The sequence below is a fragment of the Streptomyces sp. NBRC 109706 genome (assembly GCF_000974485.1).
In the GTDB taxonomy this organism is placed as follows: domain Bacteria; phylum Actinomycetota; class Actinomycetes; order Streptomycetales; family Streptomycetaceae; genus Streptomyces.
Genome location: NZ_BBOM01000006.1, coordinates 357,050 through 371,733, shown reverse-complemented (window position 1 = coordinate 371,733; position 14,684 = coordinate 357,050). Strand labels below are relative to the sequence as shown.

10 protein-coding genes and 1 tRNA gene are annotated in these 14,684 nt (G+C 72.5%); 2 read left to right on the top strand and 9 right to left on the bottom strand.

The window, feature by feature from the left end:
* Window positions 1–245: 245 nt before the first annotated feature.
* From AOM46_RS12010 to AOM46_RS11990, 5 genes are read right to left on the bottom strand one after another with little or no spacing between them, the layout of a single operon-like run.
* Entirely contained in the window at window positions 246–1,715 is a 1,470-nt protein-coding gene (locus tag AOM46_RS12010; RefSeq protein ID WP_062209647.1) for a penicillin-binding protein 2, read from the bottom strand.
* Complete coding sequence (locus AOM46_RS12005) at window positions 1,712–3,109, bottom strand: FtsW/RodA/SpoVE family cell cycle protein (protein ID WP_062209644.1); 1,398 nt, start codon at window positions 3,107–3,109, stop codon at window positions 1,712–1,714. The genes AOM46_RS12010 and AOM46_RS12005 overlap by 4 nt, the downstream gene beginning before the upstream one ends.
* Window positions 3,110–3,131: 22 nt before the next feature.
* Entirely contained in the window at window positions 3,132–4,571 is a 1,440-nt protein-coding gene (locus AOM46_RS12000; protein ID WP_062209641.1) for a PP2C family serine/threonine-protein phosphatase, read from the bottom strand.
* Between the two features lie 40 nt (window positions 4,572–4,611).
* Window positions 4,612–5,121 carry an FHA domain-containing protein gene (locus tag AOM46_RS11995; protein ID WP_062209638.1) on the bottom strand — a complete coding sequence of 170 codons (510 nt, stop codon included), beginning with the start codon at window positions 5,119–5,121 and terminating at the stop codon, window positions 4,612–4,614.
* 9 nt (window positions 5,122–5,130) lie between these two features.
* On the bottom strand, window positions 5,131–5,988 hold the full coding sequence (locus AOM46_RS11990) for a DUF3662 and FHA domain-containing protein (protein ID WP_062209635.1): 858 nt from the start codon (window positions 5,986–5,988) through the stop codon (window positions 5,131–5,133).
* A gap of 337 nt (window positions 5,989–6,325) precedes the next feature.
* Here AOM46_RS11990 and AOM46_RS11985 point away from each other — a divergent pair.
* Window positions 6,326–6,412, top strand: a tRNA-Leu gene (locus AOM46_RS11985).
* 240 nt (window positions 6,413–6,652) lie between these two features.
* Window positions 6,653–7,846, top strand: a complete 1,194-nt coding sequence (locus AOM46_RS11980; protein WP_062209632.1) for a glycosyltransferase — start codon at window positions 6,653–6,655, stop codon at window positions 7,844–7,846.
* Here AOM46_RS11980 and AOM46_RS11975 read toward each other — a convergent pair.
* From AOM46_RS11975 to cydB, 4 genes are read right to left on the bottom strand one after another with little or no spacing between them, the layout of a single operon-like run.
* The gene (locus tag AOM46_RS11975) at window positions 7,818–8,567 is read right to left on the bottom strand and encodes an SDR family NAD(P)-dependent oxidoreductase (RefSeq protein ID WP_062209629.1); all 750 of its coding nucleotides are present in this window, start codon (window positions 8,565–8,567) and stop codon (window positions 7,818–7,820) included. The genes AOM46_RS11980 and AOM46_RS11975 overlap by 29 nt on opposite strands.
* Before the next feature lie 18 nt (window positions 8,568–8,585).
* Window positions 8,586–10,142, bottom strand: a complete 1,557-nt coding sequence (locus AOM46_RS11970; RefSeq protein ID WP_062209626.1) for a GAF domain-containing sensor histidine kinase — start codon at window positions 10,140–10,142, stop codon at window positions 8,586–8,588.
* Window positions 10,143–10,184: 42 nt separating this feature from the next.
* Window positions 10,185–13,670 (bottom strand): thiol reductant ABC exporter subunit CydD, encoded by a 3,486-nt coding sequence (gene cydD, locus AOM46_RS11965; RefSeq protein ID WP_062209624.1) that lies wholly within the window; start codon window positions 13,668–13,670, stop codon window positions 10,185–10,187.
* Window positions 13,667–14,683: a cytochrome d ubiquinol oxidase subunit II gene (gene cydB, locus AOM46_RS11960; protein ID WP_062209621.1), complete on the bottom strand. Its 1,017-nt coding sequence runs from the start codon at window positions 14,681–14,683 to the stop codon at window positions 13,667–13,669. Before cydB ends, cydD begins: the two co-directional genes overlap by 4 nt.
* Window position 14,684 lies beyond the last annotated feature (1 nt).

Below are 14,684 nucleotides of genomic sequence, written 5' to 3'. Positions count from 1 at the left end.
CCAGCCCTCTCCGTGTGATCCCGGGCCGCGCTCCCCGGCACCCGAGGGCGGAAGGGGAGTCAGACCCTGGCTTACGGTACCCGGCGAGCGTGAACCCTCCGGGTGGCGGTGTGCGGCCGATATCCAACCGGTATGGCCGTGCCCCGCAACCGGTCGCCGACGGCCGGTCCCAGATATGACGTGTGTTCGGTGGTTCGCGGTTGCCCGCGGGGCGGCGGACGGCCGCTGACCGGGCGGGATCACCGTCAGCTCTGCTCGTCCGCCAGCACGGCGGCCATCACGTCCATCGCGATGGGGGCGGCCAGGCCGCCGCCGGAGATCTGGTCCCGGTCGACGCCGGCGTCCTCGATCACCACGGCCACCGCCACCGGGGAGCCCTCGTCGGTGATCGCGTAGGAGATGAACCAGGCGTACGGCGGCTCGGAGTTGTTCTCGCCGCGCTGGGCGGTGCCCGTCTTGCCGCCGATCCTGACGTCGTCGCCGAACTGACTCCGGTCGATGCCGCTGTTCTCCTCGACCACCGTCTCCATGGTCTCCTGGACCTGGCGTGCGGTGTCCGCCGAGACGGCCTGGTGCAGCTCGCTCGGATCGTGCTGCTCGATCACGTTGAGGTTCGGCGTGACCAGCTTGTCCACCATGTACGGCTCCATCAGCGAGCCGTTGTTGGCGATGGCGGCGGCCACCATCGCCATCTGGAGCGGGGTGGCGCGGTTGGACGCCTGGCCGATGCCGGCCATCGCGTTCTGCGGCCGGTTGTCCTCCGGATAGGCGCTGGCGTCGGCGCGGACCGGGACGAAGTGCTCCTCGTTGAAGCCGAACGCCTCGGCCGTCTCGATCATGCCCTCGTTGCCGACGTCGTTGCTGAGCCCGGCGAAGACGCTGTTGCAGGAGTACCGCATGGCATCCCGGACGGTGGCCTCGGCGCAGACGTTGGGCACCTGGTTGGTCAGCGGGACGTCGTCGGTGTCCGGGAGGATGTACGGGTCCTCGTACTCGGTGGCGTCGTCCACATCGTCGATCAGCCCGTGCTCCAGCGCCGCCGCCGCCGTGACCACCTTGAACGTGGACCCGGGCGGATAGGTCTCGCGCAGCGCCCGGTTGAGCATCGGCTTGTCCTCGTCGCCGCCCAGGGCGTTCCACGCCTCCGCGTCGCTGTCGCCGTAGCCGGCGAAGCTGGACGGGTCGTAGGACGGTGTGGAGGCCAGCGCGAGGATGGCGCCGCTGCGCGGATCGAGGGCGACCACGGCGCCCTTGCGATCCCCCAGGCCCTCGAACGCGGCGAGTTGGGCATCGGCGCTGAGGGTGGTGATGACATCGCCACCGCGCTGGTCCTTGCCGGTGATCATGTCGATGGTGTTGTTGAAGAACATCCGGTCGTCGTCGCCGGTGAGGATGGAGTCGTTGACGTTCTCCAGCTGGGTGGTGCCGAACGCCTGCGACGAGTAGCCCGTGACGGGGGCCCACATCTCGCCGTCGACCCAGGTGCGCTTGTAGGTGAAGTCGTCGTCGTTGGTCTCCTCGGAGCCGGTGATCGGCTGCCCGTCGACGATGATGTCGCCCCGCGGGTTGGCATACCGCTGGATCAGCACCCTGCGGTTGTCCTCGTGGCTCTGCAACTCGTCGGCCTGGACGAACTGCACCCAGTTCACCCGCACCAACAGAGCCAGGATCAGGATGCCGCAGAACACGGCCACCCGGCGCATCGGCTTGTTCATGGACGGACCACCTGCGTCTGTTCGGCGTCGAGGGAGGGAGCGGGGGCGGGAGCGGGCCGTCTGGCAGTGTCGCTGATGCGCAGTAGGAGGGCGATAAGCGCCCAGTTGGCGATGACGGACGAGCCGCCCTGGGCCAGGAACGGCATCGTCATACCCGTCAGCGGGATCAGCCCGGTGACGCCGCCGGCGACCACGAACACCTGGATCGCGAAGACCCCGGCGAGGCCGACGGCCAGCAGCTTGCCGAACGGGTCCCTGGCGGCCAGCGCGGTCCGCATCCCGCGCTCGATCAGCAGGGCGTAGAGCATGAGGATCGCCATCAGACCGGCCAGGCCCAGCTCCTCGCCGACGGTGGCGAGGATGTAGTCGCTCTTGGCCGCGATGCCGCCGATCAGCCGGGAGTAGCCCTGGCCGAGCCCGGAGCCGAAGAGGCCGCCGGAGCCGAACGAGAACATCGCCTGCGCGGTCTCCGTGACCCCGTCGTCGATCCGGTCCAACGGGTTCAGCCAGTTGTTGACCCGCTGTTCCACGTGGCTGTTGGTGCTGGCCACGAAGACCGCGCCGCTGGCCGACAGCAACAGACCGAAGATGATCCAACTCGTGCGCTCGGTGGCCACATAGAGCATGACCACGAAGATCCCGAAGAACAGCAGCGAGGTGCCGAGGTCGGTCTCGAAGATCAGGATCATCAGGCTGATCGCCCAGATCACCAGGATCGGGCCCAGGTCACGGCCGCGCGGCAGATAGATGCCCATCACCCGGCGGCTGGCCAGCGCCAGCGCGTCCCGTTTGACCATCAGATAGCCGGCGAAGAACACCGCGATGATGATCTTGGCGAACTCGCCCGGCTGCAGGCTGCCGACGCCGGGGATCTGCACCCAGATCCTGGCCCCGTTGACCTCCTTGCCGACGAAGATCGGCGAGAGCAACAGCAGCAGCGCCACCACCATGGAGATATAGGTGTAGCGCTGGAGCAGCCGGTGGTCCTTGAGGAAGACCAGCACGCCGATGAAGAGCGCGATGCCGGTCGTCGACCACATCAGCTGGCCGGGCGCCAGCGCGCCGCCGAGCGACGGGGTGGTGATCTTGGGCTCCTGGTCCAGACGCCAGATCAGCACCAGGCCGAGGCCGTTCAGCAGGGTGGCGATCGGCAGCATCAGCGGATCCGCGTAGGGCGCCCAGCGGCGCACCACCAGATGCGCGATGCCGGCCAGCAGGCCGAGGCCGAGGCCGTAGCCGAGCATTCCGGCCGGCAGCGACTCCTCCTTGGCCAGGCCCACGTTGGCGTAGGCGAAGACCGGGATCACCACCGCGAAGACGAGCATCAACAGCTCGGTGTTCCGGCGACTCGGCAGACCGCCGGTTGAGACGGTGGTGTTGTTGCTACTGCTCATGCCTTCAGGTCTCTCGGTCCCGCTATGTCCCGCACTGCTTGGCCAGTTCCTGTTGTTCCTCGGACAGGGACGGGCCCCGCTGGCCGTCCCCCGGCTCCGCGGACTCCTCGGGCTCCTTGCCGTTCTCCTCGGCCTGTTCCTCGGGGGCTTCGGGCGCTTCCGGCTCCTCGGCCTCGGCCTCCGCGAGCGATTCGCAGATCGCGGCGTGCTCGCCCAGCGAGTTCAGCTGCTGCCTGGCCTCCTCAAGGCTGTCGGCGTCGATGTTGTTCTCCACCAGGCCGCGCTGATACGTCGGCAGATGCTCCAGCTTGATGTCCGGGCGGTCCTCCTTGACGCTGCTCAGGTCCAGCGGGCCGAGGCTCTGGCTCAACCCCTGGTAGAGCGCGAGGTGGTCCCCGTTGACCCCCACGTAGTACTGCGTCTGGGTCCAGCGGTAGCCGGTGTAGAGGCCACCGCCGACCACGGCCAGCGCCAGTCCGGCCAGCAGCCAGGTGCGCAGCGGGCGGCGGCGCGGGCGCTGCCGCACGTACTCGTCGTCGGTGAACGAGCCGAAGACGCCCGTCGCCTGGCCCTCGGCCCCGGGCGCCGCCGGCGGGGCGGGGGGGCGGCCCAGCTCGGCCGCCCTGGCGGCCGGCGTCCTGGGATCGCCCGTGGCGCGCTGCGCCTGCGTCTCGGCCACCGCGCCCACGACCTGGGGGGCGTCGTAGAGCTGCCGGGCGAGCGTGTCGCTCTCCTGGGTGTCGACGTTCACCACGTCGGCGATGATGCAGGTGATGTTGTCGGGGCCGCCGCCGCGCAGCGCCAGCTCGATCAGCTCGCTCACCGTGTCCTGCGGCGCCGACTGGGTGTTGAGGGTGTCCCGCAGCGTCTCGGCGCTGACCACCCCGGACAGCCCGTCGGAGCAGAGCAGATAGCGGTCGCCGGGCCTGACCTCGCGGATGGAGAGATCGGCCTCGACCCGGTCGGCGCTGCCCAAAGCGCGCATCAGCAGCGAACGCTGCGGGTGGGTGGTGGCCTCCTCCTCGGTGATCCGGCCCTCGTCCACCAGCCGCTGCACCCAGGTGTGGTCCTGGGTGATCTGGGTCAGCTGCCCCTCGCGCAGCAGATAGGCGCGGGAGTCGCCCACGTGCACCACGCCGAGGCGCTGGCCCGTCCACAGCAGGGCGGTGAGCGTGGTGCCCATCCCGTCCAGCCTGGCGTCGTCGGCCACCATGCCGCGCAGCTGGTCGTTGGCGCGCTGCACCGAGGCGTCCAACGAGGTCAGCAGGTCGGAACCGGGGATGTCGTCGTCCAGCGGCACCAGCGTGGAGATGACCTCGGAGCTGGCGACCTCGCCCGCCGCCTGACCGCCCATGCCGTCGGCGATGGCCAGCAGGCGTGGCCCGGCGTAGCCCGAGTCCTCGTTGTGCCCCCGGATCATCCCGACATGGGAGCCGGCGGCGAATCTCAGTGACAAACTCATGCGCGCCTCTCCCACCCTCCGGTCGTCATTGTGGTCGGACCTACTTCCGAAGTTCGATGACCGTCTTGCCGATACGGATCGGCGCGCCGGGCGGAATGGGGACCGGGGTGGTCAGTCGGCCTCGGTCGAGGTAGGTGCCGTTTGTCGAACCGAGGTCCTCGACGATCCACTGGCCGTTCTGGTCCGGGTAGATCCGGGCGTGCCGGCCGGAGGCGTAGTCGTCGTCGAGCACGATGGTCGAGTCGTGTGCCCGGCCGAGCGTAATGGTCTGCCCCTGGAGGGCGACAGTGGTTCCGGCGAGAGAACCTTCGGTGATGACGAGTTTGGTGGGGGCGCCACGGCGCTGCCGGCCCCTGGCGGCGGCCTTCGGCTGGGGCTGTTGCTGCTGCCGCCGCTGCCCGCCCGCCTGGTCGGGGCGGCGGACCGCGGCGCGCTGGGTGACCCGGGTGCCGAAGAGATCGCTGCGGATCACCTGGACCGCGACGATGACGAACAGCCACAGGACGGCCAGGAAACCCAGCCTCATGACCGTCAGGGTCAGCTCTGACATTGCCCCCGCTTACCCTTCGGCTTGCCGGTAGATGACTGTGGTGCTGCCCACGACGATCCGTGAGCCGTCGCGGAGCGTAGCGCGTTTGGTGTGCTGCCCGTCCACCACGATGCCGTTGGTGGACCCCAGATCACGCACCGTGGGGGGCTGGGTGGCCTGGATCTCGCAGTGTCGGCGGGAGACACCGGGGTCGTCGATGCGCACATCGGCCTCGGTGCTGCGGCCGAGCACCAGCGATCCCCGGGAGATCTGGTGTCGGGCGCCGTTGATCTCGACCCAGCGGCGGACATGGCTGGGCGAGGGCTGGGTGAAGGGCGCCGTCGGCGGGCGCGGGGGGGCGCCGGGCGGCCCCGCCGGGGGGCGGGACGGCGGGCCCTGCGGCGGCTGGGGCGGCGGATAGCCGGGGGAGCCGGGGAACTGCTGCTGCCCGGCTCCGCCGTGGTGCGGCATGGCCGGCGCGGTGGGGGGAGCCCCGGCGCCGTGGCCGGAGGCCGAGGCGGCGAGGGTGCGGCTGCGCACCCGGTAGAGGCCCGTGTCCAGCGACTCCACCTGCTCCAAGTGCACCCGGATCTCGCCCATGAACGTGTACCGCTGCTGCTTGGCGTACTCCTTGACCATGCCGGCCAGTTCGTCGCCGAGCTGCCCGGCGTAGGGGCTCAGCCGCTGGTAGTCGCCGGAGCTCAGCTCGACGATGAAGTCGTTCGGGACGACGGTGCGTTCGCGGTTCCAGATGGTGGCGTTGTTGTCGCACTCACGCTGGAGCGCGCCGGCGATCTCCACCGGCTGCACCTCGGACTTGAAGACCTTGGCGAAGGTGCCGTTGACGAGCCCTTCAAGCCGCTGCTCAAAGCGCTTCAGTACTCCCATGTGCACCTCCTTCTCCGTTGTCCCGACACGCGGCTGAAGTGGTAGGGCTTACTGATCGTATCCACGCGCGAGACGGCCAGGTGGTTCCCACCTGGCCACCGGACTCCCCCCGGATCGTAGGGGGGAGCTTGCAACAGTGTCGCGCATGTCCGGGGGGAATGCGGAAGGACCTGTGGGCGGCCGGTCGGCGGGGGGTGATCGGGGCGGTGGCGGGGGCCGGAAGGCGGGTGAGGGCACCCCGCCGGGCGTGTTAGCCTTTTGCACGTCGGCGGCGCTCCGGCCGAAGGGTTCGGGGCGAGGCAGTCGATGTGAGTGAACGCAAAAGAACAAGGTGCTTGCGCGGGTGGCGGAATAGGCAGACGCGCTGGATTCAGGTTCCAGTGCCCGAAAGGGCGTGGGGGTTCAACTCCCCCCTCGCGCACCAGAAGTAGTTCAGGAAGGCCCCAGTTGATCTGGGGCTTTTCCGCGTTGTGGGGGGCGCTCCCTGGCGCCGCCGCGCGCCCGCCGGCGTGCGAGCCCGGCGTCGCGCGCTGCCCCGGCCGTTTTGTCGGTTTATCGCAGAGTGGCCTTTTGTGTTTGTTTTCTGCGCGTTCTCATGATTTCTCCGGAGCTTTCTGCGAGGGTGCTCTCCGCTCTGCCGGTAACTGGGCGTGGAGGAAGCGTCATGGAGTGTGAACCAGCGACCTCGCTGAGGGTGGTGCACCTGGTGCAGCCCGTGAACGGCTCGATCGCCTCGGCGGTGGCCGATCTGGTGCGCGCCCAGATCGAGGCCGGACTGCGGGTGGTGGTGCTCTGCCCGTCCGGCGGCCGGCTGGAACGGGAGGCGGCCAGGGCCGGCGCCCGGGTCCGGCTCTGGCTGGCCGAACGCGCCGCCGGCGGCAACCTGCCGTGGGAGGTGCTGTGCGCATCCCGCGCCATCCGCCGGGCGGATCCGGATGTGGTCCATCTCCACGGCGACAAGGCCGGGTTGGCCGGCCGGCTGGCGCTGCGCGGCCGGTTGCCCACCGTTTTTCAGCCACACCGCTGGTCGTTCCAGGCGGCGCGTGGGCTGTCCGCGCAGCTGGCCCGCCACTGGGAGCGCCGGGCCACCGCCTGGACCGACCGGGTGCTCTGCCTCGGCGACCAGCAGCGCGGGGCCGCCGCGCGGGCCGGTCTCGATGTTCCGACCACCGTGCTGCGCGCGGCGGTCGACCTGGCCCGGCTGCCGCCGGCCGGGCAGGTGGCCCGGCGCCAGGCGCGGGCCGCGCTGGCCTCGGTGCACGGGCTGCCCCAGCGGGCACCGCTGGTGGTGTGCGTGGGCCGGCTCGACGAGCGGCACGGCCAGGATGTGCTGCTGAGGGCCTGGCCCCGGGTGGCGGCCCGGGTGCCGGGGGCGCGGCTGGCGCTGGTGGGGGAGGGCCCCGAGCGGGCCGCGCTGCGCCGGGCCGCCGGGCCCGATGTGCTGTTCACCGGGCGGACCGAGGACATCCTGCCCTGGTTCGCCGCCGCCGACGTGGTGGCGGCGCCCACCCGCTGGGGCGGGATCGGCGTGGCGCCCCTTGAGGCGATGGCGGTGGGCCGCCCGGTGGTCATCGGCGACGTGGGCGGCGCCGCCGACAGCCTGCCGCCCGGCATGTCCCGGCCCTGTCTGGTGACGCCGGGCGATCCGGTGGCGCTGGCCGGCGCCCTGGCGGAGCTGCTGGTCGACCCGGAGCGGCGCGGCGCGCTCGGCGAACGGGCCAGGGCGCATATGGCGGCCGTCGGTGATATCCGCCACACCGCCGCCACCTGCGCCCGGGTCTACCGCGAGGTGCTTGCCGGGCGCGCCGTCGAGCCGGCGGTGCCCGAGGTCAACGTCCGCGTTCCGCGCCGCCGTTGACCTGCACCACCTGGGCGGTGACATGGCCGGCGGCGTGCGAGGCCAGCCAGTGGATGGTCTCCGCCACATCGCCCGGGGTGCCGGCCCGGCCGTTGAGGGTCTCGTCGACCCGCGCCTGGTGCCGGGCCGGCGTCATCGAGTCGCCGAAGAACTCCGTGTCGTCGATCAGCCCGGGCGCCACCACGTTGACCGTGACGCCGCGCGGGCCGAGGGCGCGCGCCAGATCGAAGGCGTAGGGGTGCAGCGCGGCCTTGCTGGCCGCGTAGGAGCCGGAGCCCGAGCCGCGGTAGGCGGCGATCGAGCTGAGGAAGAGCACCCGGCCGCCCGGCGCCGCCAGCCGGTCGCGCAGCGCCTCCGTCAGCAGCACGGCGGTGAGCGTGTTGATGCGGAAGTTCACCGTCCAGTCGTGCTGGGCGACGGCCAGCGGGTCGTCGCTCGCCGCCGATGGCTCAAGGCCGCCGTTGCCGCCGGCGCAGTGCGCCAGCACGTCGACGGTGCCGAACCGTTCGGCGACCAGCGCGGCCACCCTGGCCGCGCCCTCGGGTTCGGTGAGGTCGGCGGGACAGGCCACCGCGCCCTCGATCGCCTTCGCCGCGTGGTCAAGCACCTCGGCTCTGCGTCCGACCAGCACCGGGATGTCGCCGTCCCGGGCGAAGGCCAGCGCCGTCGCGAAGCCGATACCGGTGCCACCACCACTGATCACCACCGTGCGATTCGCCATGGGCGGGACGCTATCCGGTCAGCGGGGCGTCTGCCAGGTCAATGTGGTGCCCGAGCCGCCGATGCCGGGGCCGACCTCGGCCGTTCCGCCCAGTGACTCGGCCCGTTTGACCAGGTTGCGCAGCCCGCTGCGGCGGGTCCGCCCGGACGGGATGCCGGTGCCGTCGTCCGCGACGGTCAGCCGCACCGCGTCCGTGCCGTCCGGCTGATGGGCGCCGGCGTCCAGCAGCACCTCCACCCGGGAGGCGTTGGCGTGCCGCGCCGCGTTGGAAAGCCCCTCGCGGAGCGCGGCCAGCAGATTGCGCGCGGCGCCCTCGCCGACCACCGAGTCCACCGGGCCCCTGAACGAGACGGCCGGCCGGAAGCCGAGCAGCTGGGCCGCCGCGCCGATCTCCCGCAGCACCCGGGTGCGCAGCCCGGTCGGCGCGTCGTCCGGATGCTGTTGCAGCGCGAAGATCGCGGTGCGGATCTCCTGGACGGTCGCGTCCAGCTCGCCCGTCGCCTGGTCGACCCGCTCCCTGACGTCCTCGGACGACGTCAGCCGGCGGGCGCCCGCCATGATCAGGCCGACGGCGAACAGCCGCTGGATGACCAGATCGTGCAGATCGCGGGCGATCCGGTCGCGGTCCGCCAACACGGCGAGCTGTTCCCTGTCGCGTCGTGCCCTGGTCAACAGCAACGCCAGCGCGGCCTGTTGGGCGAACTGGGTGGCGTTGGCGCGCTCGGGCACCGAATAGGGCGGGGCATCCGGGGCCCGGGCCAGGGACAGCGCGCCCAGCGTGGTCTCGTCGCTGGTCAGCGGCAGCAGCATGCTCGGGCCGTAGCGGCCGGCCAGGCCCAGCGCGCGGGACGGCGCCCCGGTGGGGCGGTCGTCGAAGACGGGCTCCCCGGTGAGCACCTGCCGCACGGTGGGCGAATCGGCGGGCACGGTCGAGCCCAGCAGCCCGCCCGGATCGTCGGCGCGGACCGCGACCACCGTCAGACCGCCGTCCTCGTTCGGTTCGAGCACCGCTGCCATGGCGGCCTCGGCCAGCCGTTTGGCCTGCTCGGCGACCACCGCCAGCGCGTTGTCCTCGGGCTCGGCCGAGAGCAGCGAGGTGGACAGCTCCAGGCTGCCGTCCAGCCAGCGGGCCTGGGCCCTTACCGCCTCGTGCAGCCGGGCATGGCCGAGCGCGAGACCGGCCTGGGCGGCGAGGATGGTGGCCAGCTCCCGATCGGCCTCGGTGAAGGCGCCCCTCGGCGGGTCGGCGAGCCAGAGCGCCCCCGACCGGGCGCCATGGACGCGGATCGGCGCCCACAGCACGCCGTCCAGCGGTGGCCGGGCGGCCGAGCCGGCCAGCAGCGCGCCGAGCAGCGGCTCGGGGTTCGGCCCCGGCGTCCGGCCGGCGGTGAGCAGCCGGTCGATCCGGTCTCCGTCGTCGCTCAGCACGGCCAGCGCGGCATGGCCGGCGCCGGTCAGCTCGACGGCGGCGCGAACGGCCCGGTCGGGGACGGCGTCCGGCTCGATATCGCCGCCGAGGGACGCCAGGGTCCTCAGCGGTTCCGCTGCCTGCCGCGTCGGGCCCGTCTGCCGCATGGGAAAAGCGTAGTTAGTCCCTTCTGTTGGCGAAAGTCGGGATCAGGCGGGCGCGGGCACCTCCCGCCGGCCTCGCGCCGGGGCCTCGCGCGCGAGGAGGGCGCGGAACGGTCCCTCGACGGCGGCGAGGGTGGCGGGGTCGCCGCGCTGCACCACCCGCCCCGCGTCCAGCACCAGCACCTCGTCCACGGCCTCAAGTCCGGTCAGCCGATGGGTGATCAGCACGGCAGCGCGGTCCTTGGTGGCCGCCAGCAGATCCCGGGTGAGGGCGTCGGCGGTCGGCAGGTCCAGATGCTCGGCCGGCTCGTCCAGGACCAGCACGGGGAAGTCCGCCAGCAGCGCCCTGGCCAGCGCCAGCCGCTGGCGTTGCCCGCCCGAGAGCCGGGCGCCGCGTTCGCCCACCGGGGTGTCGAGGCCGAGCGGCAGCGCGTCCACCCAGTCCAGCAGCCTGGCCCTGGCGAGGGCCCGACGGAGCGTCGCCTCGTCGGCGGAGGGCGCGGCCAGCAGCAGGTTCTCGCGCAGCGTGCTGTCGAAGAGATGCGCGTCCTGGGCGCAGAGACCGACCCAGCGGCGCACCGTCTCCCCGGTCAGCTCGGTGGCGTCGACACCCGCCAGTGTGTAGCGGCCGGCGCAGGGATCGAGAAACCGCAGCAGACAGTGGGCCAGGGTGGTCTTGCCCGCGCCCGAGGCGCCGACCACGGCGATCCGCCGCCCCGCGGTCAGCTCCAGATCGACGCCGGCCAGTGCCGCCTCGGCGCCCCCCGGATGCCGGGCGCCCACGCCGCGCAGCAGCAGCGGGAACGGGCCGGCCGGCGGCTCGGCCGGCCGCTCCGGCTCCCGCACCGGGGCCGGCGCGGCCAGCACCTCGCGCACCCGCTCTGCGGCGCGCCGCGCGCGCTGGCGGTGCTGCACGGCGAGCGGCAGCCCGGCCACCGCCTCGAAGGCGGCCAACGGGACCAGCAGCACGGTGGCCAGCCAGACGCCGGCCAACTCGCCGTCGGCCACCGCCGGCACACCGACCCAGCCGGCCGCCAGCACCGTCCAGCCGGTGACCAGGGCCGTCAGCCCGCCGGCCAGCGCGGTCACCCCGGCGGATCCGGCCGCGAGCCGGGTGAGCCGCCGGTCGGCGACGCGCACCGCCTCCCGTCTGGCCGGCAGCGCCCCGGCCACCCACAGCTCGTCGGTGCCGGTGAGCAACGCCAGGGTGCGCTCGGCGAGTTCGCCCCTGGCCGGGGCCAGCCGCCGCTCCGTGCGGCGGGCCAGCGCCCCCGCGAGCGCCGGCACGGCGAAGCCGGCGAGCAGAAGGCCGATCGCCAGCGCGAGACCGGCGGCTGGCAGCAGCCAGCCGGTGAAGGCGACCGCCGCCACCCCGACCGTGCCGGCCACGGCGGCCGGCAGCAGCCAGCGCAGAAAGTAGTCCTGGAGGGCGTCCACATCGGCCACCATCCGGGAGAGCAGATCCCCCCGCCCGGTGCGCCCGAGCCCCGCCGGTGCCAGCCGCTCAAGGCGCTGGTAGACGGCGACCCGCAGGGTGGCCAGCAGCCGGAGCACGGTGTCATGGCTCAACAGCCGCTCGGCATAACGGAATACGGCGCGCCCCAGGCCGAAGGCCCTGGTCGCGGTGACCGCGATCATCAGATGGAGCACCGGGGGCTGTTCCCAGGCGCGGGAGATCAGCCAGCCCGAGGTGGCCATCAGCCCCACCGCGCTGCCCAGCGCGAGCGCGCCCAGGGCGGTGGCCAGCGCCAGTCGGGGCCGCCGCCCGTCGGCCAGCCGCCGCACCCAGCCGAGCGCCGAGCCCTCCGTCGTGATGCCGGCCTCGGCCGCCGCCGGCGGGGTCGGACCGTCGGCCGCGCCGCCTGCGCCGGCCACCTGGTCGCGGTCCCCGACGGCCGGGGCACCGGCCACGCTCGGGCCGTGTTTCACGTGGAACATCCGGTCCCCGATCGCCGACAACGCGGTGCGGTGGGTGACCAACAACACCGTGTGTCCACGCGTCAGCCGGCGGATGGCGGCGACCACCGCCGCCTCCGTCTCACCGTCCAGCGCGGCGGTGGGCTCGTCCAGCAGCAGGATCGGGCGGTCCGCCAGGAACGCTCTGGCCAGCGCGATCCGTTGACGCTGCCCCGCGGAGAGGCCGGCGCCCCCCTCGCCCAGCCGGCGCTCCGGGTCCAACTCGCCGGCCGCCGCGTCCCCGAGCGCGGCCAGGACCTCGGCGTCCGAGGCGTCCGGACGGGCCAGCCGTACGTTCTCGCCGATGGTGCCGGCGAAGAGCAGCGGCTGCTGCGGCACCCAGGCGATCCGTCGATGCCACTCACCGAGGTCGAGCGTCCGGAGATCGACCCCGTCCACCAGCACCCGTCCGGCGTCCGGCGTGGCCAGACCCAACACCGCCCGCAGCAGCGTCGACTTGCCGCTCCCCGACGGGCCCGTCACGGCCACCGTCTCGCCGGGCCGCAGGGTGAGGCTGGTCTCCGGCAGGGCGTCGCCCGGGCGGCCCGGATAGCGGACCACCACCCGGTCGAGACGGATCTCGCCGGCCGCCGGCACCGGCGCCGTGCCCCGGGGCGGCGCCGGGGTCTCCAGGACGGCGAACACCTCCTCGGCCGCCGAAAGACCCTCCTGCGCCGCATGGAACTGGCTGCCCACCTGCCGCAGCGGCAGATAGACCTCGGGGGCCAGGATCAGCACCACCAACGCGGTGTAGAGATCCAGATCACCATGCACCAGCCGCATGCCGATGCTCACCGCGACCAGCGCGACCGACAGGGTGGCCAGCAGCTCAAGCGCGAACGAGGAGAGAAACGCGATCCGAAGCGTGCGCAGCGTGCCGCGTCGGTAGGCGTCGGTGATGGACCTGATGTTCTCCGCCTGCGCCTTGGCCCGGCCGAACACCTTGAGGGTGCCCAACCCGGCGACCACATCCAGGAAATGGCCGGAAAGCTGACCCAGTCGCCGCCACTGGCGGTCCATCTGCGCCTGGGTGGCCCAGCCGATCAGGGCCATGAACAGCGGGATCAGCGGCAGGGTCAGCACGATGATCCCGGTGGCCACCAGATCGTCCGTCGCCAGCCGCGCGAGCACCGCCACCGGCACCACCACCGCCAGCCCCAACTGCGGGAGATAGCGGCCGAAGTAGTCGTCCAGCGCGTCGATCCCCCGGGTGGCCAGATTGGTCAGCTCGCCGGTGGAACGGTCGACGAGACCGTGCGGGCCAAGCCGCGCGGCCTGGTCCAACAGCCGCAGTCGCAGCTCCGACTTGACCAGGGCCCCCGTCCGATGCGCGAGCCATTCGGTGCCATAGGCGACCAGCCCGCGCCCCAGCGCGGTCGCGCCCAGCAGCGACAGCGGGCCGGTCAGCTCGTCCAGGCCCCGCCCCTCGGTGACCGCGTCGGCGATCACCTGGGCGATCAACACGGCCTGGGCGATCAGCAGTCCGGCGCCCAGCAGCCCGAGACCGAGCGAACCGGCCAGCAGCCACCGGCTGGCACGGGCATGCCGCAACAGCCGGGGGTCGACGGGCTTCACGACGCCGCCCCGTGCGCGGCGGGCGCCAGATGCCTGGTGCCGATCCGCTTGCGGAACACCCAGTAGGTCCAGCCCTGGTAGAGCACCACCAGGGGGGTGGCCAGCACGGCGCACCAGGTCATGATGCGCAGGGTGTACGGAGTGGAGGCGGTGCCCTCGACGGTGAGATGCCAGTCGGCGCTCAACGAGGACGGCATCACATTCGGGAACAGCACCAGGAAGAGGGTGCAGACCACCGCCAGCACCAGAAGCCCGGACCAGAGGAAGGCCCAGCCCTCCCGCCCCCTGCCGTTGGCGACCAACGCCGCCACCAGGGCCAACGCCGCGACGGACACGGCCACCAGGCTGGCCCCGTCGCCGAGATCCGCCTGTGTCCAGACCAGGAAGGCCACCGCCAGCAGCCCACCACCAAGACCCAGCCGCCCGGCCGCCCGACGGGCCCTGACCCGGATATCCCCCTCGGTCTTGAGCGCGGCGAACAGCGCGCCGTGCAGGGTGAAGAGCACCAGCGTGCTGGCGCCGCCCAACAGGGCGTACGGCGAGAGCAGATCCGCCAGATCGCCGACATACTCGCCCTCGGCGTCGATCGGCACCCCGCGCACGATATTGGCGAAGGCCACCCCCCAGAGCACCGAGACCACCAGCGAGCACCAGAAGATCGCGTGCTCCCAGTTGCGCTGCCAGCGCTCCTCCGGGCGCTTGGCGCGGTACTCGAAGGCGACGCCGCGCACGATCAGACAGACCAGGATCAGCAGCAGCGGCAGGTAGAAGCCGGAGAAGAGGGTGGCGTACCAGTCGGGGAAGGCGGCGAAGGTGGCGCCGCCGGCGGCCAGCAGCCACACCTCGTTGCCGTCCCAGACCGGGCCGATGGTGTTGATCAGCACCCGCCGCTCGGCGCGGTCCCTGGCCAGCGTGCCGCTCAGCACGCCGATGCCGAAGTCGAAGCCCTCCAGGAAGAAGTAGCCCACCCACAGCACGGCGATGACAACAAACCAGAGGGTGTGGAGTTCCATC